At 30.6% G+C, this 22,215-nt stretch carries 19 protein-coding genes; 11 read left to right on the forward strand and 8 right to left on the reverse strand.

Annotated features, from left to right (window positions below; all coding sequences use genetic code 11):
• Positions 1 to 119: 119 nt before the first annotated feature.
• Positions 120 to 995 (reverse strand): NAD kinase, encoded by an 876-nt coding sequence (locus tag ASC41_RS05195; protein WP_055435584.1) that lies wholly within the window; start codon positions 993 to 995, stop codon positions 120 to 122.
• A gap of 2 nt (positions 996 to 997) precedes the next feature.
• Entirely contained in the window at positions 998 to 1,657 is a 660-nt protein-coding gene (locus ASC41_RS05200) for a CBS domain-containing protein (RefSeq protein ID WP_055435585.1), read from the reverse strand.
• 93 nt (positions 1,658 to 1,750) lie between these two features.
• Here ASC41_RS05200 and ASC41_RS05205 point away from each other — a divergent pair, with 93 nt between their 5' ends.
• From ASC41_RS05205 to ASC41_RS05235, 7 genes are all read left to right on the forward strand, one after another.
• Positions 1,751 to 2,464: a pyridoxine 5'-phosphate synthase gene (locus ASC41_RS05205; RefSeq protein WP_055435586.1), complete on the forward strand. Its 714-nt coding sequence runs from the start codon at positions 1,751 to 1,753 to the stop codon at positions 2,462 to 2,464.
• The gene (locus tag ASC41_RS05210; RefSeq protein WP_055435587.1) at positions 2,464 to 3,228 is read left to right on the forward strand and encodes an alpha/beta fold hydrolase; all 765 of its coding nucleotides are present in this window, start codon (positions 2,464 to 2,466) and stop codon (positions 3,226 to 3,228) included. Before ASC41_RS05205 ends, ASC41_RS05210 begins: the two co-directional genes overlap by 1 nt.
• Positions 3,229 to 3,252: 24 nt before the next feature.
• Entirely contained in the window at positions 3,253 to 3,606 is a 354-nt protein-coding gene (locus tag ASC41_RS05215; protein ID WP_055435588.1) for a phage holin family protein, read from the forward strand.
• 319 nt (positions 3,607 to 3,925) lie between these two features.
• The gene (gene tig, locus ASC41_RS05220) at positions 3,926 to 5,254 is read left to right on the forward strand and encodes a trigger factor (protein ID WP_055435589.1); all 1,329 of its coding nucleotides are present in this window, start codon (positions 3,926 to 3,928) and stop codon (positions 5,252 to 5,254) included.
• A 184-nt stretch (positions 5,255 to 5,438) separates the two neighbouring features.
• On the forward strand, positions 5,439 to 6,113 hold the full coding sequence (gene clpP / locus ASC41_RS05225) for an ATP-dependent Clp endopeptidase proteolytic subunit ClpP (RefSeq protein WP_055435590.1): 675 nt from the start codon (positions 5,439 to 5,441) through the stop codon (positions 6,111 to 6,113).
• An 84-nt stretch (positions 6,114 to 6,197) separates the two neighbouring features.
• A complete protein-coding gene (gene clpX, locus ASC41_RS05230; RefSeq protein WP_055435591.1) occupies positions 6,198 to 7,430 on the forward strand; it encodes an ATP-dependent Clp protease ATP-binding subunit ClpX in 1,233 nt (410 codons plus the stop codon).
• A 66-nt stretch (positions 7,431 to 7,496) separates the two neighbouring features.
• Positions 7,497 to 8,018: a GNAT family N-acetyltransferase gene (locus tag ASC41_RS05235; protein WP_083477147.1), complete on the forward strand. Its 522-nt coding sequence runs from the start codon at positions 7,497 to 7,499 to the stop codon at positions 8,016 to 8,018.
• A 144-nt stretch (positions 8,019 to 8,162) separates the two neighbouring features.
• On the opposite strand, the gene ASC41_RS05240 is transcribed toward ASC41_RS05235, so the two are convergent.
• Positions 8,163 to 9,677: a GH3 auxin-responsive promoter family protein gene (locus ASC41_RS05240; RefSeq protein WP_055435592.1), complete on the reverse strand. Its 1,515-nt coding sequence runs from the start codon at positions 9,675 to 9,677 to the stop codon at positions 8,163 to 8,165.
• Positions 9,678 to 9,720: 43 nt separating this feature from the next.
• Between ASC41_RS05240 and ASC41_RS05245 the strand changes: the two genes are divergently transcribed.
• The gene (locus ASC41_RS05245; RefSeq protein ID WP_055435593.1) at positions 9,721 to 10,515 is read left to right on the forward strand and encodes a DUF2797 domain-containing protein; all 795 of its coding nucleotides are present in this window, start codon (positions 9,721 to 9,723) and stop codon (positions 10,513 to 10,515) included.
• A gap of 187 nt (positions 10,516 to 10,702) precedes the next feature.
• Here ASC41_RS05245 and rpsU read toward each other — a convergent pair whose 3' ends face one another.
• From rpsU to ASC41_RS05260, 3 genes are all read right to left on the reverse strand, one after another.
• A complete protein-coding gene (gene rpsU, locus ASC41_RS05250; protein WP_055435594.1) occupies positions 10,703 to 10,897 on the reverse strand; it encodes a 30S ribosomal protein S21 in 195 nt (64 codons plus the stop codon).
• 112 nt (positions 10,898 to 11,009) lie between these two features.
• Positions 11,010 to 13,688, reverse strand: a complete 2,679-nt coding sequence (locus ASC41_RS05255) for an AsmA-like C-terminal region-containing protein (RefSeq protein ID WP_055435595.1) — start codon at positions 13,686 to 13,688, stop codon at positions 11,010 to 11,012.
• Between the two features lie 109 nt (positions 13,689 to 13,797).
• Complete coding sequence (locus tag ASC41_RS05260) at positions 13,798 to 14,502, reverse strand: queuosine precursor transporter (RefSeq protein WP_055435596.1); 705 nt, start codon at positions 14,500 to 14,502, stop codon at positions 13,798 to 13,800.
• Between the two features lie 133 nt (positions 14,503 to 14,635).
• Between ASC41_RS05260 and folK the strand changes: the two genes are divergently transcribed.
• Together folK and ASC41_RS05270 are read left to right on the forward strand one after the other, a co-directional pair.
• Entirely contained in the window at positions 14,636 to 15,760 is a 1,125-nt protein-coding gene (gene folK / locus ASC41_RS05265; RefSeq protein ID WP_055435597.1) for a 2-amino-4-hydroxy-6-hydroxymethyldihydropteridine diphosphokinase, read from the forward strand.
• Between the two features lie 52 nt (positions 15,761 to 15,812).
• Entirely contained in the window at positions 15,813 to 18,158 is a 2,346-nt protein-coding gene (locus tag ASC41_RS05270; RefSeq protein WP_152971424.1) for a hypothetical protein, read from the forward strand.
• A gap of 48 nt (positions 18,159 to 18,206) precedes the next feature.
• Here ASC41_RS05270 and ASC41_RS05275 read toward each other — a convergent pair whose 3' ends face one another.
• Both ASC41_RS05275 and ASC41_RS05280 read right to left on the reverse strand, forming a co-directional pair.
• The gene (locus ASC41_RS05275; RefSeq protein ID WP_055435599.1) at positions 18,207 to 18,863 is read right to left on the reverse strand and encodes a class I SAM-dependent methyltransferase; all 657 of its coding nucleotides are present in this window, start codon (positions 18,861 to 18,863) and stop codon (positions 18,207 to 18,209) included.
• Between the two features lie 6 nt (positions 18,864 to 18,869).
• The gene (locus ASC41_RS05280) at positions 18,870 to 19,403 is read right to left on the reverse strand and encodes an RNA methyltransferase (protein WP_055435600.1); all 534 of its coding nucleotides are present in this window, start codon (positions 19,401 to 19,403) and stop codon (positions 18,870 to 18,872) included.
• 147 nt (positions 19,404 to 19,550) lie between these two features.
• Here ASC41_RS05280 and mutS point away from each other — a divergent pair, with 147 nt between their 5' ends.
• On the forward strand, positions 19,551 to 22,163 hold the full coding sequence (gene mutS, locus ASC41_RS05285; protein ID WP_055435601.1) for a DNA mismatch repair protein MutS: 2,613 nt from the start codon (positions 19,551 to 19,553) through the stop codon (positions 22,161 to 22,163).
• Positions 22,164 to 22,215 lie beyond the last annotated feature (52 nt).

Raw genomic sequence — 22,215 nt, forward strand, 5'->3', positions numbered from 1 at the left:
TAATAAATAAGATTAGCCTATTGTAATTTCAGCTAAATAGTTACTGTTTAAAACAGTATTTACTTAAATTTATTGTAAAAAGGAATGATTTGTATGCTATAATAGTAAAAAAGAGAAGATTAATTTCTCTTATCTTCTCCCCAAAGTAGTTTTTTTCGCAAAGTTGCTAGAAAACTTTCAGAGTTTAGCTCTATCATATTAATAGTAAAAGGTGCTTTTTTTATGGTAATTATAGTGTCGTTAGATAAGGTTGCAATTCTAGAATCTAAAGAAACAAGATAATTATCTTCTCTACCACTTACTTTTAGTTCTATTGTAAAGGAGTCTTCAATAACTAAAGGTCTTGCGCTTAAATTATGAGGCGCTATTGGTGTTAGTACAAAACTGGTGGTGTCTGGAGTAATTACTGGTCCTGCACAACTTAAAGAGTAGCCTGTTGATCCTGTTGGTGTTGCGATTATTAATCCATCGCTCCAGTACGATGTTAAAAACTCTCCGTTTAGTTTGGTTTCAACTGTAATCATAGAAGTTGTGTTTTTTCTACTTACAGCAATTTCATTTAAAGCGAAGTTTAAATCTTTTATGTCGCTATTTTCAGGAGAAGTTTCAATAGATAATAAGGTGCGTTTACTTAAAGAGTATTTTTTATTATAAATATCTTGAATAGCTTCTTTTATATCTTCGGGTTGTATGGTTGCTAAAAAACCAAGTCTTCCTGTGTTTATACCAATTATTGGAATATTTAAATCTTTTACAAAAGTAATAGCTCTTAAAATAGTACCATCTCCACCAATACTTACAAGTAAATCGAAGCTTTTGTCTAAAGCTTTAAAAGTTTTAAAAACTGAAGGTTTAGAAAGTTCGTCTTTAATATCGTTGTAGAACTCGTGCTCTAAAAATAGAGAGGCATTTAAATTTAAAAGTTCTTTTGTTAGTGTTTTTAGAGAGTCTTTAGACTGCTTTTTTGGATACTGGCTATATATGGCAACCTTCATAATTATATATTTAGGTATCTGTTTAAGTAGTCTGAACGTTCTTTAAGGCCTATTAAATAGCTGTCGTCTTCATGTCCAGAAATTATATTATAACTGTAGCGTCTAAACGTTTGCATGATTTCATTTAAATTAGCATTGCTAATTTTTAAAGTAATCTGAGCGATATCATTTTCAAATTTAGATATAAAAGAACCTAATAGTTTGCCATTGTTAGATTCTACAATCTGGCTAACTTCACTAAAAGAATAATCTGCAACACCTTTTTCTATAATTAATACTGCTCCAGCTTCAGAAAAGAAAGGTGTTTCGTTAAAAAGGGTAATGATGTCGTTTAATTCATAATAACCTAAATACACACTTTTGTTACTTAAAACAGGCATAATGTTAGACGAGTTTTGTGCAAATGCCTCAAGTACGTCTAGCCAGTTAGTACCTTCTCTTACAAAAAAACCTTCACCCGAATAACGATAATCTTCAATAGGTTTTTCGCTATCAAAACAATGAGCATCATTTTCAGAAATACAACCTAAGTAAACGCCATCAGCATTTACAATAGGAATATGTGAATAAGTCAACTGGTTAAAAAGTAGCTGAATCTCTTTAACTTTATCAGTATTTATTAATGGTTTAATATCGTTTATTATGTAATCTAGAAGATTCATAGTGCGTGTTTCAATTTTATGCAAATTAATTAAAAATAAGAACAATCTCGTGTATCTACTTTGTATTTTTGTACTAATTAATTCATATTTAAAATGACAAAATTAAGCGTAAACATAAATAAAATAGCAACATTAAGAAACTCTAGAGGTGGAGATACGCCTAATGTGGTACAGTTTGCAAAAGATGTTCAACGTTTTGGGGCAGAAGGTGTAACTATACATCCAAGACCAGACGAAAGACATATTCGTTACCAAGATGCTTACGATTTAAAACCAATTGTGCACACAGAGTATAATATCGAAGGAAATCCTATCTCTAAATTTGTAGATATGGTTCTAGAAATTAAGCCAACGCAAGTAACATTGGTGCCAGATAGTATAGATGCACTAACAAGTAATGCAGGTTGGGATACTATTAAGCATAAAGATTTTTTAGTTGAAGTTATTGCTGAATTTAAAAGGAACAACATTCGTACATCTATTTTTGTAGATCCAGATAAAAAGCAAATTGAAGGCGCAAAAGAAACTGGAGCCGATAGAATAGAATTATATACTGAAGGTTTTGCAGATCAATACCATTTAGGAAATAAAGAAGCAATTAAGCCATATGCAGAATGTGCTGAGTTAGCAAATAAAATAGGTTTAGGTGTAAATGCTGGGCATGATTTATCTTTGGATAATATCCAGTTTTTTAAGCAAAACATTCCAGGATTATTAGAGGTGTCTATTGGCCATGCTTTAATTTCTGAAAGCTTATATTTAGGTATTGAAAATGTAGTTAATATGTATTTGAATAAATTAAAATAATGCAATTACACTCAAACATAACAGGAGAAGGCAAGCCCTTTATTATCCTTCATGGCTTTTTAGGCATGAGCGATAATTGGAAAACATTAGGAAAGGAATTTGCCAAAGCAGGATTTCAGGTTCATTTAATAGACCAACGAAATCATGGAAGAAGTTTTCATAGCGAAGCTTTTAATTACGACCTTTTATCTCAAGATCTAAAAGACTATTGTGATACGCATAATTTAAAAGATATTGTTTTGCTTGGTCATTCTATGGGAGGAAAAACAGCAATGTTATTTGCATCACAATTTCCCGATTATGTGTCTAAATTATTGATTGCAGATATTTCGCCGCGCTTTTATCCTATTCACCACGATGCTATTTTAGAAGGTTTAGCGAGTTTAGATTTTAATACTTTAAAAACTAGAGGAGCGGCAGAAGAGCAATTATCGAATTATGTTAGCGATTATGGTACAAGACTATTTCTTTTAAAAAATCTGTATTGGGTAGAAAAAGGAGTTTTAGGTTTAAGAATAAATTTAGATGTTTTAACCGATAACGTTAGTGAGGTTGGTGAAGCTTTGCCAATGCATTCTAAGTTTGAAGGTGATACCTTATTTTTAAAAGGAGATAAAAGTGAATACATAGCAGCGCAAGACGAATCAATTATAAAAGCACATTTTTCAAATGCAAAAATAGAAACCATTTCAAATGCTGGACATTGGTTGCATGCAGAAAACCCTAAAGATTTTTACAACGCAGTAATTAATTTTGTAAATTAAGAAACATTTTAAAATAAAAAAAATATGAACTTGTTAATAAGACTTCTTTTAAATGCTATCGCTGTATTTGTGTTAGCTAACGTATTAGGTGGTGTGGAGGTAGATGGTTATGTATCTGCAATAATTGTTGCAATTGTACTGTCAGTTTTAAACCTGTTGGTAAAGCCATTATTGGTAATATTAACGTTACCAATAACCATAATTACATTAGGATTGTTTCTAATTGTAATAAATGCGCTAATTATTCTCCTAGCCGATAAATTAATCGATGGTTTCGCTGTTGTTAATTTCTGGTGGGCTCTTTTATTTAGTGTACTATTATCAATATTACAATCATTACTGCAATCGTTTATGAAAACCGATAAGAAAAAAAATTAGACAACAATCAGTTATAGACAACGAGTTTTGAAACTTAATGTCCTTGATATAACATTCTTTACGATTATATTTCGTCTGAAATTCAACATATTAAAAACTTTGATGGAGTGTAAAAAATCAGTACTTTTGCACTCCATTTTTGGTTACATTACACTTGTTTAAGCTTTTGGTAAAGGTAAAAGTGAGTGATTTTAAAATCAATTTAGAACTTCTTTTTAAATTTTATAGATAAGTGTAAAAAGATGTAGAATTGTTTTTAGAAGGAGATGTTTAACCAATTTTAGAAGTTTAAACTAGTTTATAAAATAGATTATTCAAAATGAATATTACAAGAGAAAATAAAGACGCATTAAATGCTGTAGTAACAGTGGTAATCGAGAAAGAGGATTACACAGCTAAAGTTGAAAAAATCTTAGTAGATTACAGAAAAACAGCAAATATTCCTGGATTTAGAAAAGGTCAAGTACCAATGGGAATGGTTAAAAAACAATACGGTAAAGCTGTATTAGCTGATGAGGTTAATAAATTAATTCAAGAAGGATTAAATAAATATTTAGCTGAAGAAAAGTTAGATGTTTTAGGTCAGCCATTACCAAAAGCTCAAGATGAAATCAATTGGGATTCTGATAGTTTTTCTTTTGATTTTGAATTAGGTCTTGCACCAGAATTTGAAGTAGATTTAGAAGGAAAAAAAGATATAATACATTATAATATTGTTGCAGACGATAAATTGATCGATGGTCAAGTAGAAAATATCCAAAAGCAATATGGAACATTAGCACCTTTAGAAGAAGTTGCTAAAGAAAGTGAAATTACTGGAGTTTATAAAAATGAAGCTGAAGAAATAGAAAACTCTGTAACTCTAACTTTAGATAAATTTAAAGGTAAAGCAACAGAAAAGAAGTTTGTAGGAGCTAAAGTTGGAGATGTTATTACATTAAAAACAAAAGGACTTTACGAAGACGATCACGAACTAATGAATGCTTTAAAATTAGAGCACGATAAGGCACATGGTTTAGATATTGAAGTTGCTTTTGAAGTAACTGAAATAAATAAACGTGAGCCAGCAGAATTAAACCAAGAGTTATTTGATAAATTATTTGGTAAAGATGGTGTGAAATCTGTTTCAGAATTAAAAGAGAAGATTAAAGAAGATGCTGAAAAGCAATTCATACAACAATCAGATCAAAAATTCTTAAACGATGTTACTGAAGATTTAGTCGCAAATACTAAATTCGATTTGCCAGCAGAATTTTTAACTAAATGGATGCAATCTGCAGGAGAGAAGCCTATGGATGCAGCTACTGCTAAAGAAGAATACCAGAAGTCTGAGAAAAGCTTACGTTACCAACTTATCGAAGGTAAGTTAATGCAAGCTAACAATATTAAAGTAGATTTCGAAGATGTAAAGGAAAGTGCTAAGTCAATGATTAAAGTGCAAATGGCACAGTTTGGTCAAATGAATCCTAGTGATAAAGAACTTGACGATATCGCTGCAAGAGTATTGTCTAACCAAGAAGAAGTAAAGCGTTTAAGCGAGCAAGTTGTGAGCCAAAAACTATTAAATCTTTACAAAGAAAAAGCTAACGTAAAAACAAAAGAATTAACTTACGATAAGTTTGTTAAGGAAGTTTATGGCGATAAATAAGTCAAGCTTATTTTTTAAAGAATAATCATTATATTTAGGCGTTGAATTATTATAGATTCAACGCCTATTTTCTTAGCGTTAAATTCGACTTAAAAAGTTTGTTAACTGCTGATTTAACTATACATTTATAACTTCTTGAAGAGATTTGAGAACTTAAATATAATATCAAATTCAAAAAATAAATATGGATTACGGAAAAGAATTCGAGAAATTTGCCATAAAAGATCAAGGAATTAGCAGCACATATTACAATAAAATTGTTAGTAGTATGATGCCTCAAAACATGACGCCTTACATTATAGAAGAGCGTCAATTAAATATATCTCAACTAGATGTATTTTCAAGATTAATGATGGATCGTATCCTTTTCTTAGGAACAGGGATTAACGATAATATTGCAAACATTATACAAGCACAACTTTTGTTTTTAGAAAGTGTAGACGCAAATAAAGATATTCAAATGTATATTAACTCTCCTGGAGGAAGTGTATATGCTGGATTAGGTATTTACGATACTATGCAGTTTATTAAGCCAGATGTAGCAACTATTTGTACAGGAATGGCAGCTTCTATGGGAGCCGTTTTATTATGTGCAGGAGAAAAAGGAAAACGTAGTGGTTTAACGCATTCTCGTGTTATGATTCACCAACCTTTAGGAGGAGCACAAGGTCAAGCTAGTGATATAGAAATTACAGCTCGCGAAATTTTAATTTTAAAAGAAGAACTTTATAAAATTATTAGTAAACATTCAGGCCAAGATTACGACAAAGTTTACGAAGACAGTGATCGTGATTATTGGATGAAATCTGATAAAGCTAAAGAATACGGAATGATTGACGAGATTTTAGCTCGTAACTAAATAGTGGATAAGAATTAGGTTAAGTTAGAACGATAAAAGTGAAAACTTTTTAGACTTTAGCTTTCAACTTTCAACTTAAAAAAAATGGCAAAGGAAGAATTAGAATGTTCGTTTTGTGGTAGGAAAAAGCCAGAAACAAGTTTATTAATAGCAGGTTTAGATGCACATATTTGTGATCGCTGTATAGAGCAAGCACATGGTATTGTTATAGAAGAATCTAAAGAAAGTGATAGCTCAGACTTGTCGGCAGAACTTATGTTGCGTAAGCCGCAGCAAATTAAAACGTTCTTAGACGAGTATATTATAGGTCAAGAGACTACTAAAAAGGTGATGTCTGTAGCTGTTTATAATCATTATAAACGTCTGTTACAGCCGCCAACAAATGATGATATCGAGATTCAAAAATCCAACATTATTATGGTTGGAGAAACTGGAACAGGTAAAACATTAATGGCTAAAACAATTGCTAAAATGCTTAACGTGCCTTTAGCTATTGTAGATGCAACGGTATTAACCGAGGCTGGTTATGTAGGTGAAGATGTAGAAAGTATACTAACACGTTTATTACAAGCGGCAGATTATAGCTTAGAGAAAGCAGAAAAGGGTATCGTTTTTATAGACGAGATCGATAAAATTGCTCGTAAAAGTGATAATCCGTCTATAACTAGAGATGTCTCTGGAGAGGGCGTGCAACAGGCGTTACTTAAGTTGTTAGAAGGTACAGTTGTTAATGTACCGCCAAAAGGAGGTCGTAAACATCCTGATCAAAAATTTATTGAAGTAAATACAGAAAACATCTTGTTTATTGCTGGTGGAGCTTTCGATGGTATAAATCGTGTGATCTCTAAAAGATTAAACATGCAAGCCGTTGGTTACAGTGCTTCAATTAGTGATGACGTTGTGGATAACGATAATTTACTGCAATACATTATTCCTAAAGATTTAAAAGACTTTGGATTAATACCAGAAATTATTGGACGATTACCTGTATTAACATACATGGATCCTTTAGATGCTGCAACATTAAGAGCTATTTTAACAGAACCTAAAAATGCTATTATTAAGCAATACAAAAAACTGTTCTCTATGGATGAGATTGAGTTTAGTATTACAGATGGTGCTTTAGATTTTATAGTTGGTAAAGCTATAGAATACAAATTAGGAGCTAGAGGATTACGTTCTTTATGCGAAGAGATTTTAACAGATGCAATGTTCGAATTACCAGGAAGTGATGTTAAGAAAATAAATGTTACTAAGGCTTATGCCGAACAAAAAATATCTAAGAATACTATTAAGAAACTAAAGGCGGTTTCTTAAATTAAATAGGATACTATAAATTGAAGCCTACCTTATTTTAAGGTAGGCTTTTTTATTTCTTATAAAATGAAATTAATAAGCTTAAAAAAACCAGAAACAGAAAGACTTTTGTTTGTTACTACAAGTATGGATGATGTTGCTCTTGTTTTTGAATCAAGATCTAACCCAATTGTTAGAAAATACATTATGCAGCCTTTGTATACAAAGGAGGAAGAAGCAATAAGTCATATAAAAAAACTAATAGGTTATTTAGAAGAAGATAAATCCATTAGTTGGACTTTAATAGATAAAACTTTAAATAAAAAAATAGGAGGTATTTGTTTATGGAATTTCTCTGAAGATAGAAAAACAGCTGAGGTTGGTTACGATTTGTTGCCCGACTATTTTAGAAAAGGCTATATGTCTGAGGCTTTAAAAGCTGTTATTGAATTAGGTTTTATAGACCTTAATTTAAATACTATTGAAGCTTTTACACATGTAGAAAACGAAAGCTCTAAGAGGTTGTTAGTTGCATGTGGATTTGTGCATCAGCCAGAAAGAAAAGATCCAGGATTTCCAAAAAACAGTATATATGCTTTACAGAAATAAAAAACCACTCGTAAAAAAGTTAGGAGTGGTTTTTTTTGAATCTGAATTAACTAATTAATATAGATTCAACTAGGATAGAATTGATTAATAGCATTGTGAATTTAACGATAATTATTTGAATATCATAATATTAAATAATTTATTTTAACAATTATGCTTTAGTAACTCGTCTATGTAGTCTCTAGTATTAGATAGTCGAGGTACTTTATGTTGTCCTCCAAGTTTATTGTTGTCTTTTAGCCAATCGTAAAATAGTTTAGTTCTAGCTATAGTGATCTTTGGCTTATTTAAGGTCATGTTGCTATAGCGTTTGGCTTCGTAATCTGAATTTAAAGATTTTAGAGCATTGTCAAACAATTCATTAAAATAGTCAATGTCTTTTGGTGGTGTTTTAAATTCTATTAGCCATTGGTGTGCACCTTTTTCTTTGCCTTCCATAAATATTGGTGCAGCAGTATAATCTACAATTTCACTTTTTGTTTTCTTGCAGGCTTTCTTTAGGGCATCTTCTGCATTTTCAATAATAAGTTCTTCTCCAAAAACATTAATGTGGTGTTTTGTTCTACCGGAAACCTTTATTCTGTAGGGTGAGATAGATGTAAAACGAATAGTATCACCTATTTTGTAACGCCATAACCCTGCATTTGTAGTAATTATTACTGCGTAGTTTTTACCTTTCTCCACTTCGCTTAGCGGAATAACATGTTCTTTTGGTGTATCATGAGTATCCATAGGAATAAACTCATAAAAAATGCCGTAATCTAGCATTAGTAGTAATTCGCTAGAGTGGTTTAAATCTTGAATAGCAAAAAAGCCTTCAGAGGCATTATAAATTTCATAATACTTAAAATCCTTCTTTGGTAAAATGTTTTTATACTGTTGTACATATGGATTAAAGCTAACACCTCCATGAAAGTAAACTTCCAGGTTTGGCCAGATATCAAATAAAGAATTCTTTTCAGTTTTATCTAAAACATTATTAAGTAAAACAAGCATCCAAGATGGTACGCCGGCTAAACTTGTAACGTTTTCATTTATCGTTTCATTTACTATGGCAGCCATTTTGGTTTCCCAATCACTCATTAAAGAGACTTTGTTGCTAGGTGTGCTACTAAACTCTGCCCAAAAAGGCATATTGTCTATTAAAATAGCGCTTAAATCTCCAAAAGCAGTTCCGTTTTCTTTATATAATTCTTTACTACCGCCTAGTCTTAAACTTTTTCCTGTAAAGAGTTGAGAGTCTACATTGTTATTTAAATACATACACAGTAAGTCTTTACTCGCAGCATAATGGCAGTTTTCTAAAGAATCTTGACTTACAGGTATAAACTTACTTTTTGCGCTAGTAGTACCGCTAGATTTTGCAAACCATTTTATTGGAGAAGGCCAAAAAATATTGTGTTCTCCTAAACGAGAACGTTCAAATAAATCTTGATACCCTTCGTAGTTTTTTACAGGAACTCTATTTGCGAATTCTGCATAGGTTTTAATAGAAGAATAGTCGTACTGCTTACCAATCTCTGTGTCTTTAGCTGTTTCAATTAAGTTAAATAGCAGTTCTTCTTGTACTTCATTTGGGTATTTTAAGAACAAATCGATTTGGTGAAACCGTTTCTTTAAAAACCATGAAGCGATAGAATTTACTAAAGGAATTGGCATATATTTATAGTATATTTAGACACTAAAAATAACACTTTTTTTTATGACTTACCAAGGCGTGCTAACAAAAATGGCAACAGAATTTTCTAGCCCAATTCAATATTATTTAGTTTTCGAAAACGATTTCATTAATATGAATCAATTGCTAAATAAAACTTTGAAATTTCAATTTGTTAAACACCAATGTTTAAACTGTAGTTTAGATAAACCAATTTTTAGACAAGGATTTTGTAAAAGTTGTTTTTTCGATATGCCTCAAGCTGGAGATTGGATTATGCGACCAGAGTTAAGTACGGCACATTTAGATCAAGAAGATCGCGATTTGGAATACGAAAAGAAAGTGCAATTAAAGCCACATATTGTTTATTTGGCAAATTCAAGTAATGTAAAGGTTGGTGTTACCAGAAAAACACAAGTGCCAACACGTTGGATAGATCAAGGTGCACATGAGGCTATAGAGGTTGTTGAGGTACCAAATCGTTATCTAGCAGGTATTACAGAAGTTGCTTTAAAAGATTATGTAGCAGATAAAACAAATTGGAGAACCATGCTTAAAAACGATGTGGTAGATGAGAGTTTAGTAGAGTGGAAAAACAAGTTAAAACAATACATTCCAGCTGAAGCTCAAGAATATTACATTGAAAATAACGATGAAACACATATGGATTTTCCTGTGCTATCATATCCTGTAAAACCAAAAAGTTTGAATATTGAAAAAGCGGGTAGTTATGAAGGTGTGTTAAAAGGAATAAAAGGGCAGTATCTTATTTTTGAAGATGATACCGTTTGTAATATTCGAGGAAATGAAGGTAAAGTAGTTACTATAGAAATAGTATAAGCTCTATTTGTTATAGCCAAGACTCTGTTTTTGTTTAAGCATATTGAAATTGAATGTGTTTAAACAAGGCTGTAGCTCACTTTGTAGCTTAAATTGTAATTTATTTTAACTTTGAGTTGTAACTAACCAAAAAAACCTCGCATTCATAGAATGCAAGGTTTGTATATTATAAAAGAAAAAGTATTTACTATACGTTTTCTGCGTCTCTTAATCCTTGGATATAAGATGCTTTTTGAATTTGACGACGACGTGTTACAGAAGGCTTAGTGAAGTGTTGTCCTTCTCTTAAGTTCTGCATTACTTTAATGTTACGGTGCTTTCTTTTGTAACGTTTTAAAGCTCTTTCTATATTTTCTCCGTCTTTAATTTCTATTCTTAACATATCTTTATATTATGTGTATTCTTAAATTTCAGGTTGCAAATATAAGTTTATCTTTTAATTTAAACAATAGACTTATAAAGTTTTTGCAATTTATTTTGATTATTATTTATTCTTAATTAACTGTGTCCTTTTTCTTGTTCTTTTTCCCGAACAATCCACCTAAAACATCCTTTACTACATTTGTTGGGTTTTTTGTTGAATCTGTTGGTGTGCTTGAGTTGTTTCCATTAGGAAAAATATCTTTAATCACATTTATAACAGGAGAGCTTGTTTGTGTTTGAGTACTATCGCTTGCTGTTTGGTTGCTACTGTTAATGCCTAATAAATCTTTAATTTTATCTTTTCCGTTATTAAGTAGCTTTTGTTTTTCAATTTCTATTAACTGTGTCGTTAAATTTTTAACTCCGCTAGTTAAATCGGTTTGTACTTTTGGACTCGTAAACGATCCTGTTAAATTAGCAGTTACTGGGATGCTAATTTTATTAACGTCGTTATCGTTTATTTTTCCAACAAGTCTATTTACTTCGCTTCCTAAATATTTTGCAGGTACATTAAAAACTACATTGTAATCCATAGATTTATCAAACCCATGGTTTCCGCCAACCGTAATACCAATATCTTTATAGTTTAAATTAAAAGGAGAAATACTTACACGACTATTTTCAAATTTTATAGCTGTTTTCAAATCTTTTAAATCTAGCTTGTCAAAATCTATAAAACTTAATTTACTAGTTAGTGCATCAAATAATGCAGCGTTTTTTGGCTCTACTTTAGTTGTTAATAATTCCGCTAAAGCGCCACCAGAAATAGAACTCATTAGAGGAGTGAAATCATCTCCTAAAGTTCCGTTTAGTGTAATAGCACTATTCAATTTTCCTTGTAATACATTTGCAATTGGAGCTAAATTTTGAAGCATATCTAAATCTCTAAATGATTGTGATATATCAAAATTACTCATACCTAAATCCATCTCAAAAGTTGGTGTTTTAGTTTTAGTATTAATTAAACCGGTCATATTAAGGTTTCCGCCTAATAAATTAGATGTAACGTTTTGTAAATTAGCCGTTTCGTCTTTAATTAATAGTTTTCCTTTTACGTTTGTAAGCGTTAAATTATCGTAAACTACAGTTTTTGCATCAGCAGTAATAGTACAATCTAAAAAAGCAGGAATTTTAAGAGCATCGTTAGGCTCTGCACTTTGGTTTACGGGTTTATCGCTTCCGCCTTCAACCATAAAATCACTAATTAAAAAATTATTGGATACCACATTAAAATCACCTTTTAGTTTTTTGTCACTTAATAAAAAGCCTAATAAGTTGTTTATGGTTCCTGTTGCATTTAAATCTGTTTTTCCAGTAGTGGCTTTAAAGTTTTCTAAAGTTATAATGCTTGGCTTAAAGCTAACATTAGCTTCGGTAATATTTAACGGATTAACAATATCTGCAGACGAAAACACGAAATTATTAACACTAATATTTCCATTATTTTTAATGCGATCGTAAGCATTGCTTTCAATAGCATTCATATCGAAACTAGTGTTTAGTTTTGCTTTAATAATACCGCTTAATTCGTTTTCTAAAGTTATTGGGTAAGCCTTAGTGATATTTGCTAAATTTAAAACACCATCAATATTAGCGCTTACAAGCATGTTCTTTGTAAGGTTTTTAATAACAGCTGAAGATTTAAATTCGTCTTCGTCAATTTTAAAGTTCAGTGTTTTTAAGTCTACAAAAGTATCATCAACATTTCCGGTTGTATTTTTTATTGCAGCATTAATGCTAATATTTTCTACACGTTTTGGTAATTCAGGATATTTAAATGAAGCATTGTTAGAAGCTATGTTAATGTCTAGTGTTGGTATTGTTTTTTCTGTTACTAAGCCTTTAATCTTACCGTTTACTTTAAAATTCCCACTAGTTTCAACATCACTAATATTGTTAGAGTATGTTTTAGGGATAACAGCTAAAAAGTCTTTAAAGGTTGAGCCCGGGTTTTCAAAAGTAATATCAATGTCTTGTCCGTCTTCTATTAATTGTACGTAACCTGAAAACTCCAAAGGAAGGTCGTTTATTAAACCTTTGTTTTCTTTAAAAGTGTATTTGCTGTTTTCTAAATCAAGATCTATTAAAGCATCTAATTTAATACGGTTATTGCTAAGATACTCGGTACTGTCTAAACTTAGAGTAACGTTAGCTTCACTTTTAGTGTTTAATTCTGAAACACTTTCCGAGAATATACCGCTTCCAGAATGGTCTAATTCTGTTACATGTAGTCTAGTATTCGATCCTTCGTCTAAATAAGTTAATGCGCTTTTAGTAATGGCATAATCCTCTATGCTTAAAGTAAAACCTTCACTTTTGTCTGTACTAGTATTTGTGTTTTCTGTTTCTTTTGCAATGTCGAAATTAGCATCTCCAAATTTGTTTACTTTAAGATTAACAAGTGCTTCATTTATATAAATTGAATTAATAACAATTGGTCCTTCGTCTGCATTTTTAAAAAGTTCTTTTACAGACATGTCAAAAGAAAGCGATTTCACACTTCCTAGTGTTTCGTCTTTAAAAGGTTCTAAGTTGGTGATTTTAAGATCGTCTACAGTAACATTGGCTTGTGGAAAGCTGCTTATAAAACTTAAGCTAACATCTGCGAACTCAACATTTGCATTTACGCTGTTGTTAATAAAATTACGAACCATATCTTTTATCTGATTTTGAAAGATAAAAGGAGCAACTAATAAAAGTATGACTATAATTAATAGTGAGATACCTGTAATTTTTAATATTTTTTTCATGTTTTTTCCCGGGTTTTGGGATAGATTTAGTTTTGTTAAGTATAGTATTTACGTATAATCTAATGATTTAGATTTATTATCAAAGATTTTAATAAAAGTTTAGCATTAATTATAATAGGTCTATTTCTTCATTAACTTTTAAATTGAAGGTCTTTCTAAAAATAAAAACGCCCAAATATAAAAAAGGAGTATCTATAAAAGCGACTAAAACTTTAAATAGAAAGCCACTTATTAATAAGCCGTTAAAACTGCTCCAATCAATAATGTCAAAAGAGCACAGCAAAAACAGAACAGAAAAAGTGTCTATAAATTGGGAAAACCATGTCGAAAAATTATTTCGCAACCACAAATGTTTGCCTTTTGTTAAGCGTTTCCAGAAATGATAAACTTGAATATCTATAAACTGTGCAATTAAATAAGCGGTCATGCTTGCGAAAACAGCAATAGAAGATGCTCCAAATACTTTGTGAAATATTTTATTATTAATAGGAGAGTTGTTGATTGCAGGAACTGCATCTGCTGTTAAAACTATTAATAATGAAAAAAATGAAGCAAAGATACCAGCGATAACCACATCGTTTGCGCGTTTCTTTCCATAAATTTCACTTATTAAATCGGTAATTAAAAAAGTGATGGGATAAGGTAGAATGCCAACGGATATTTCAAATAGCCTAAAACCTAATATTTTAAGACCTAAAGGATACCAATAAAAAAACTTCTGAAATATTAAATTAGAAACCACTAAAGAAGTAATAAACAAAGCGCCCAGGAATAGGTAAATACGTTGGGCTTTAAGTTTGTTTTTTAATGTCATATTCCTTTTAAATTTTTCACACAGAGCCTTTTGCTTAGTATTGTGGAAACTTAAACTAAATTCGTTAATAAATAGTTTAAGTAAATATAAAGGAAACCATTTACTTTTAGTTATTTTGCTTTCTCGATTAAAAATGGATTCACAGAAAATTTACATATCTATAGGAAGTAATAAAGGCGACAAATTTAAAAATTTGCAAGCAGCTGTGGATGCAATTCATTTAAAAATTGGGACAGTAAAAATTATCTCAAAAATTTTTAAAACTCCAGCTCTAGGTTTCGAAGGAGACGATTTTTTAAATGCATGTTTGCTGGTTGATAGTTCTTTAAAACCTAGTAAAATACTTAAAGAACTATTGCTAATAGAAACAGCTTTAGGTAGAGTTAGAACTAAAAAAGAAGGTTACGAGTCTAGAATTATAGATTTAGATATATTATTTATAGACGAATTAATAATCGACACAAAGTCTCTTAAAGTACCACATCCAGAATTACACAACCGTAGGTTTGTTTTAGAGCCACTATATAACATAGCTTCTAAGTTTAAGCATCCAGTTTTAGAGAAAGAAATTTCTGTTTTACTAACTGAATGTAAAGATGAAAGTGCTTTAGAGTCAATTAATATTTGGTTAAAGAACCCAAGTAAGCTGTACGATTTTTCGAAGTATAATTACATTGCTATTGAAGGAAACATTGGTGCGGGAAAAACAAGTTTGGTAACAAAAATTGCTCAAGATTACAATGCAAAATTAATTTTAGAGCGTTTTGCAGATAATCCGTTTTTGCCAAAGTTTTACGAAGATGCACAACGTTATGCCTTTAGCTTAGAAATGTCTTTTTTAGCGGATCGTTATCAGCAAATAAGTGATGACTTATCTCAATTAGATTTGTTTAAAGATTTTATAGTGAGTGATTACGATATTTTTAAATCATTAATTTTTTCTAAAATAACATTAAATCAAGACGAATTTAAGTTGTATAGAAAGTTGTTTTATCTAATGTATAAAGATATTGCGAAACCAGAACTATACGTTTACCTCTATCAAAATACCGAAAGACTTAAAGCTAATATTAAGAAACGTGGTAGAAAATACGAGCAAAATATAGAAAGCGAATATCTTGATAAAATTAATTCTGGTTATTTAGATTTTTTAAAAAATCAAACAGAACTTAATGTGAAAATTATAGATATCTCAGATCGCGATTTCGTAAAAAATCGTGAGGATTATTTATATGTTTTAGATGCTATATGTAAGTAGGTTTTAAAAATTTGTTTGTTTTTACTTAACTTTAATGTAAATCAATCAAATCATGAAACATTTTCTCGCTATTATAATCCTTTCTTTCTTTTTCTTGTATTCCTCATTTGGGCAAAGTAAACCTATAGACTCTATTGTGTCTGCCTTGCAAAAAGATCAATTGCTTTTCGAAAAAGTATTTATTCATACCAATAAAACAAATTATGATAATGAAGATGTTATCTGGTTTAAAGTTTACGTTGCAAATCAAGACAACAAACCTTCATTAAAAACGGCAAGAGTGTATGTTAGTCTGTTTTCCGAATACGGAAAACTAATAAATACAAAGACCGTTTATATTAAAAACGGTGTTGGGACTAATCAACTTAACATCTCTCAAGATTTAGTCGCGGGCAAATACTTTATCCAGGCGTATACTAATAACATGTTAAATTTTGGAGATCATAATAAGTTTGTATCAGCTATTGTAGTGGGAGAAAAAAGAATAGAGAAAACGGTTTCAGGTGCTAAGTATGATATTCAATTTTTTCCAGAAGGCGGTCACTTTTTAGAAGGTGTTAAAAATGTTGTATCTATAAAAGCTTTAATAAATGGTAGAGCTTGTAATTATAAGGGTAAAATTGTTAACTCAAAGAACAAAGAGGTTGCAATGTTCTCAAGCTTACATTTAGGAATGTCTAAATCTCAATTCGAATATAGAAAAGGCGAAAAATATAAAGCTATAATAGAAGTTAACGATACTATTATAAAAACAGAGATGCCTAAGGCTTTAGAGGTGGGTGTGTCTATTAGTAAAATAAGTGATAATAAAGATGTAGTTAAATTTGAATTAGTAGCTAATAAAGGTGCTTCATTAGATGATTATATATTACTTTTTCATCAAAAAAATACAATTATAGATTATGTTAATGTAGATTTTAATAATTTAAAAAAGAGAACTTTTGTTTTTAATAAAAAAGACTTTTTAAAAGGAGTAAACTCTTTAATTGTTTTAAAAAATAACAAGCCAATATTGGAACGTAAGTTTTTTGTAGCTGGGATAATTAAGAACGAATTTTCAATTGAGAAATTAAACAGATTAGAAGACTCAATTGTATATAAATTTAAAGTCAAAGATGTGAAGTCTAAAAGTAATATTAGTCTTTCGGTTTTGACATTAAGTTCTAATTATACAAGTACTACAGATATTGCAAGCGCAATGTATTTAACGCCATATGTTAAGGGTTATGTAGAGAATCCTAGTTTTTATTTTAATGAAGAAAATATAAATCGAGAGGCATATTTAGATTTATTGTTACTAACGCAAGGATGGATACAGTATGATTGTGAAGATTTTATAAAAGAGATTAACCCAGAATTAAAGCACAATTTTGAAAAAGGATTTGCTTTAAAAGGAAAGCTGAATCCTGTGTTTAATAATAATCTAGGCATGTTTACAATGGATAATCAAATGATAACTAAGCAGTTTTTAAATAATCAAACGCTTTTTTCTTTTAAGAACTTAGTTGCTTTTAAAGGAGATTCCATAAAGTTAGCATTTATTGATAGGGAGGTACTAAGAATAAAACCTAAAAGAATACAATTCGATTCTATCGAGACTAATCAAGATAGTTTTGTGTTTAATTTTGAAAAAGAATATTTAAAGTCAGCTAAAAACGATACAACTAAGCAATTAGAGATTAATAAGACTAGGTATTTGTCAAATAAAAAAGATGTTCTTAGTTTAGAAACTGTGAACTTAAAAACGAAGAAGAAAAGTAAGGCTTTTTTGGATAGAAAAGCTTTTGACGAAAAACACAGAAAGGAAGTTTTTCATATTGGTGCTTATTATGAGTTAGGAGTGCTTGAGGATTATGTTATCGAAGATTCGTCTTTACGAGAGTATTTAGAAAACAGACTTTTTAAAATTAAAAGATCTTCTATGGGTGACCTTTTTCTTCTAAAGGTTGATAGAGTTGTGCTTGTAACTATAGATGGAAAACCTGTTTTTCCTAAAAGAGGAGGAATACCGCTTGAAGTAGTGTTAGGTATGGGAATGGCATCTGTAGATAATATTCTTTTTCAGCCAAAAGTAACGCCTGGTACTGATGCTTTAGCAATATTTACAACAGATGATTATAAAAACGGAACAACAAATAATTTTACAACATATGTTTTTAAAAAAGGTTATAGTAGGTCGAAAAAATACTATAAGCCTTTGTTTTTAGAATCGAACGATGTTGTTGGTCAGGAAATAGATTGGAAACCAAGTTTGGTGTCTAATGTTAAAGGAGAGGTTGTGTTTAAGCTTAAAGAAGATTTGAATAATAAAAACTTATTATTCTCTATTCAGGGTTTTTCGGATAATGGAGAGCTTATCAGTGGATTTTATAAATTAGATAATACTAAGATTAAGTAGTTTCTAATTTATGGATTCAATAGTAATTAGATATTGATGTTTTTATTATTAAAAGAGTTGGTAAACTGTTGTTACAATATGTCCTTTCTTATTATCTGTAATATAATCATCTAATTCAGTCACGTTTTTAATTTTTAAATTAAAGGGAGATTCAAGTAAGTTAACACCGCTATTTTGTTTTAATCTTATGCCTTGACCAGATATAATGTCTTTGTTTGGTATAAAGTCTTCCGTAGGTAAGTGCTCTGTTAGTATTACATATTTATAAGCCTCTATTTTTTTTGTAATCTTAAGTATTTCGGCGTTAGATAAGTGTTGTAGCACCTGTCTAATTATAAGGCAATCTGCATGAGGAAGGTTGTCTTTAGAAATGTCTAAACAATCAAATTCCAAGTTGCTTTCTTGAAAAGTTTTTTTATTTCTATCAATTAGTTTTTCAACAATATCTATAGCAATGTACTTTTGAACTGATGTTACAAGGTGTTTTCCAATATTAAAATCACCGCAACCTAAGTCGCAAACCGTTAAAGGGTCTTTAGTTTTAAAAAAAGCTTTTAAAGCCTCAATGTATGGATCTGTAATTTTCGAATCGTGAGAACCTGTTCCAGAAAAAAAATCATATTCTTTTCCTCCCCAAAGTTTCATATCATAAATCTGATCCATCACACGTTTTGTTTTCCAAGGCTTTTTTTGTTTTTTAGTCACCTGTATTTATGTTGTTTTTAATTTAGAAAACAAATCCCAAACCACAACGCCACAACTAACAGATATATTAAGAGAGTGTTTGGTCCCAAATTGAGGAATTTCAATTACCGTATCACTAGTAGAAACTATATCTTGAGCAACACCTTTAACTTCATTACCAAAAACTAATGCGTAAGTTGTGTTGTCTTCAACTTTAAAGTCGTTTAACATAGTAGCATTTTCGGCTTGTTCTATGGCGCAAATTTTTACTTTATCAGTCTTTAGTTTTTCAATAACTGAAGCTGTGTTTTCTGCATATTCCCAATCTACGGTGTCTGTACTGCCTAATGCTGTTTTGTGTATGTCTTTATGCGGTGGTGTTGCAGTTATGCCACAGAGGTAGATTTTTTTAATTAAAAAAGCATCACTTGTTCTAAAAACAGAACCAATATTATTTAAACTTCTAATATTATCTAAAACGATAATAATAGGTGTTTTGTTCGCTTCTTTAAAGTCGTTAATACTTAATCTATCAAGTTCACTATTTTTTAATTTGCGCATAAAATCAATCTTTCATTTCGAGGAGGATACTTTACAGGTAATCTCTTCAATTCAATTGTGAATAATTATAAATAACTAAAGTAAAATTGATTTCAAAAAAAATCAATATTTAGTTACATTGCAAACTTACTTAAAAACTAAATTCCTTTGGCAGCAAAAACAAAAAAAGTAACACCTTTAATGAAGCAGTATAATGCTATAAAAGCAAAATACCCAGATGCTTTATTGTTATTTCGAGTAGGAGATTTTTATGAAACTTTTGGAACCGATGCTATAAAGGCAGCTGGTATTTTGGGTATTACTTTAACAAAAAGAGGTGCGGGAAGCGAAAGCGAAATAGAGCTTGCTGGTTTTCCTCATCATTCTATAAATACATATCTACCAAAGCTTGTAAAAGCTGGAGAGCGTGTTGCTATTTGCGATCAATTAGAAGACCCAAAACAAACAAAAAATATTGTAAAGCGTGGCGTTACAGAGTTAGTTACTCCGGGAGTTGCTTTTAACGATGAGGTATTGCAGTCTAAAACAAATAACTTTTTATGTTCTGTTTACTTCGGAAAAACCACAATTGGAGTAGCATTTTTAGATATTTCTACGGGCGAATTCCTAACAAGTCAAGGTAATCAAGAATATATAGACAAATTGCTTCAAAATTTTAATCCAAGTGAAGTGCTTGTGTCTAAACAAAAGCGATTGCATTTTAATGATAGTTTTGGTAGCGACTTTCATACTTTTAATTTAGAAGATTGGGTATACCAAACAGATTATGCTAATGAAACTTTACTAAAACACTTTAATACAAAATCACTAAAAGGTTTTGGAATAGAAGATTTAAGCGAAGGTATTATTGCTTCGGGTTCTATACTTCATTATTTAGCCGAAACACAACATAATAAATTGCAGCATATAACTTCTGTATCTAGAATAGCGGAAGATGAATATGTTTGGATGGATCGTTTTACTATTAGAAATTTAGAACTTTATAATTCAACAAATAATAATGCAGTAACCTTACTTAATGTTATCGACAAAACAAGTTCTGCAATGGGAGGGCGTTTGTTAAAACGTTGGTTGGCATTACCATTAAAAAATGTCGAAAAAATAAAACAACGTCACGAAGTGGTTTCGTTTTTAAAGGGAAACCAAAATGTGCATCAAAAAATTCAAGATCATATCAAAAGCATTGGCGATATTGAAAGATTAATTTCCAAAGTCGCAACAGGTAAAGTGAGTCCTAGAGAAGTTGTGCAGCTTAAAAACTCTTTAGAAGCCATCACTCCAATAAAGGAGTTGTCGTCTAAAAGTGAAAATGAATCTTTAAAAATTATTGGAGACACGCTACAAAGTTGCGATGTTCTTCGCTCTAAAATTAAGCTAACACTTAATGAAGAGGCGCCTGTAAATGTTTTAAAAGGAAATACTATAGCAGAAGGATTTTCTGCCGAATTAGATGAGCTTAGAGGTTTATCAACTTCAGGTAAGAATTATTTAGATCAAATGCTTAAAAGAGAAAGTGAACGTACAGGTATTACATCTCTTAAAATAGCATCTAACAATGTGTTTGGTTATTATATAGAGGTAAGAAATACGCATAAGGATAAAGTTCCAGAGGAGTGGATTAGGAAACAAACTTTAGTAAATGCCGAGCGTTATATTACCGAAGAGTTAAAAGAATACGAAGGTAAGATCCTTGGAGCAGAAGAACGAATACTAGCAATCGAACAGCAATTGTTTTCAGAGTTAGTAACTTGGATGCATCAATATATAAAACCTGTACAGCAAAATGCACATTTAATTGGGCAGTTAGATTGTTTGTGTGGTTTTGCGCAATTAGCAAAAGATAATAAGTATGTATATCCAACAATAGACGATTCTCACGATTTAGAAATAAAAGACGGTCGCCATCCAGTAATAGAAAAACAATTACCTATTGGTGATGTATATATTGCTAACGATGTGTTTTTAGACAGAACAGCGCAGCAAATAATAATGATTACTGGACCAAACATGTCGGGTAAATCGGCAATATTACGTCAAACAGCACTTATAGTTCTATTGGCTCAAATAGGAAGCTTTGTGCCAGCTAAAAGCGCTAGAATAGGTTTAGTCGATAAAATTTTCACAAGAGTAGGAGCAAGCGATAATATATCTATGGGAGAATCTACTTTTATGGTAGAGATGAACGAAACAGCTTCTATTCTTAATAATATATCAGAAAGAAGTTTAGTTTTATTAGATGAGATAGGAAGAGGAACAAGTACCTACGATGGTATTTCGATAGCTTGGGCAATTAGTGAATATTTACACGAGCATCCAACAAAAGCCAAAACCTTATTTGCAACGCATTATCATGAGCTTAATGAAATGACTGAAACATTTACACGTATCAAGAATTTTAATGTCTCTGTGAAAGAATTAAAAGACAATGTTCTTTTCTTAAGAAAATTAGTAGAAGGAGGAAGTGAACATAGTTTTGGAATTCATGTAGCTAAATTAGCAGGAATGCCTCAGCAAGTTTTACATCGTGCTAATGCTATTTTAAAGAAATTAGAACGATCACATTCTAGCGAAGAACTAACAGATAATGTGAAATCGATAAAAGATGAGATGCAATTAAGTTTTTTTAATTTAGATGACCCATTATTGCTTCAAATTAAAGATGAGATATTATTAACTGATATTGATACACTTACGCCTGTTGAAGCCTTGATGAAATTAAATGAGATTAAAAGAATGTTGGTTAAAACTCAAAAAAAATAAAAATAATTGCAAAAAGGCTTTGGAGTTTCCAAAAAAGTCTTAAATTTGCAAC

The sequence above is a fragment of the Lacinutrix algicola genome (assembly GCF_001418085.1).
Classification (GTDB): Bacteria; Bacteroidota; Bacteroidia; order Flavobacteriales; family Flavobacteriaceae; genus Lacinutrix; species Lacinutrix algicola.

Excerpts from the sequence above, each read along its gene's own strand:
- ASC41_RS05260 (WP_055435596.1), bottom strand. The coding sequence starts at position 14,502 with ATGACATTAAAAAACAAACTTAAAGCCCAACGTATTTACCTATTCCTG.
- ASC41_RS05270 (WP_152971424.1), top strand. The coding sequence starts at position 15,813 with ATGAAACATTTTCTCGCTATTATAATCCTTTCTTTCTTTTTCTTGTAT.
- ASC41_RS05205 (WP_055435586.1), top strand. The coding sequence starts at position 1,751 with ATGACAAAATTAAGCGTAAACATAAATAAAATAGCAACATTAAGAAAC.
- rpsU (WP_055435594.1), bottom strand. The coding sequence starts at position 10,897 with ATGTTAAGAATAGAAATTAAAGACGGAGAAAATATAGAAAGAGCTTTA.
- ASC41_RS05240 (WP_055435592.1), bottom strand. The coding sequence starts at position 9,677 with ATGCCAATTCCTTTAGTAAATTCTATCGCTTCATGGTTTTTAAAGAAA.
- ASC41_RS05215 (WP_055435588.1), top strand. The coding sequence starts at position 3,253 with ATGAACTTGTTAATAAGACTTCTTTTAAATGCTATCGCTGTATTTGTG.
- ASC41_RS05195 (WP_055435584.1), bottom strand. The coding sequence starts at position 995 with ATGAAGGTTGCCATATATAGCCAGTATCCAAAAAAGCAGTCTAAAGAC.
- folK (WP_055435597.1), top strand. The coding sequence starts at position 14,636 with ATGGATTCACAGAAAATTTACATATCTATAGGAAGTAATAAAGGCGAC.
- clpX (WP_055435591.1), top strand. The coding sequence starts at position 6,198 with ATGGCAAAGGAAGAATTAGAATGTTCGTTTTGTGGTAGGAAAAAGCCA.
- ASC41_RS05245 (WP_055435593.1), top strand. The coding sequence starts at position 9,721 with ATGACTTACCAAGGCGTGCTAACAAAAATGGCAACAGAATTTTCTAGC.
- ASC41_RS05210 (WP_055435587.1), top strand. The coding sequence starts at position 2,464 with ATGCAATTACACTCAAACATAACAGGAGAAGGCAAGCCCTTTATTATC.
- ASC41_RS05200 (WP_055435585.1), bottom strand. The coding sequence starts at position 1,657 with ATGAATCTTCTAGATTACATAATAAACGATATTAAACCATTAATAAAT.
- ASC41_RS05255 (WP_055435595.1), bottom strand. The coding sequence starts at position 13,688 with ATGAAAAAAATATTAAAAATTACAGGTATCTCACTATTAATTATAGTC.
- clpP (WP_055435590.1), top strand. The coding sequence starts at position 5,439 with ATGGATTACGGAAAAGAATTCGAGAAATTTGCCATAAAAGATCAAGGA.
- ASC41_RS05235 (WP_083477147.1), top strand. The coding sequence starts at position 7,497 with ATGAAATTAATAAGCTTAAAAAAACCAGAAACAGAAAGACTTTTGTTT.
- ASC41_RS05280 (WP_055435600.1), bottom strand. The coding sequence starts at position 19,403 with ATGCGCAAATTAAAAAATAGTGAACTTGATAGATTAAGTATTAACGAC.
- tig (WP_055435589.1), top strand. The coding sequence starts at position 3,926 with ATGAATATTACAAGAGAAAATAAAGACGCATTAAATGCTGTAGTAACA.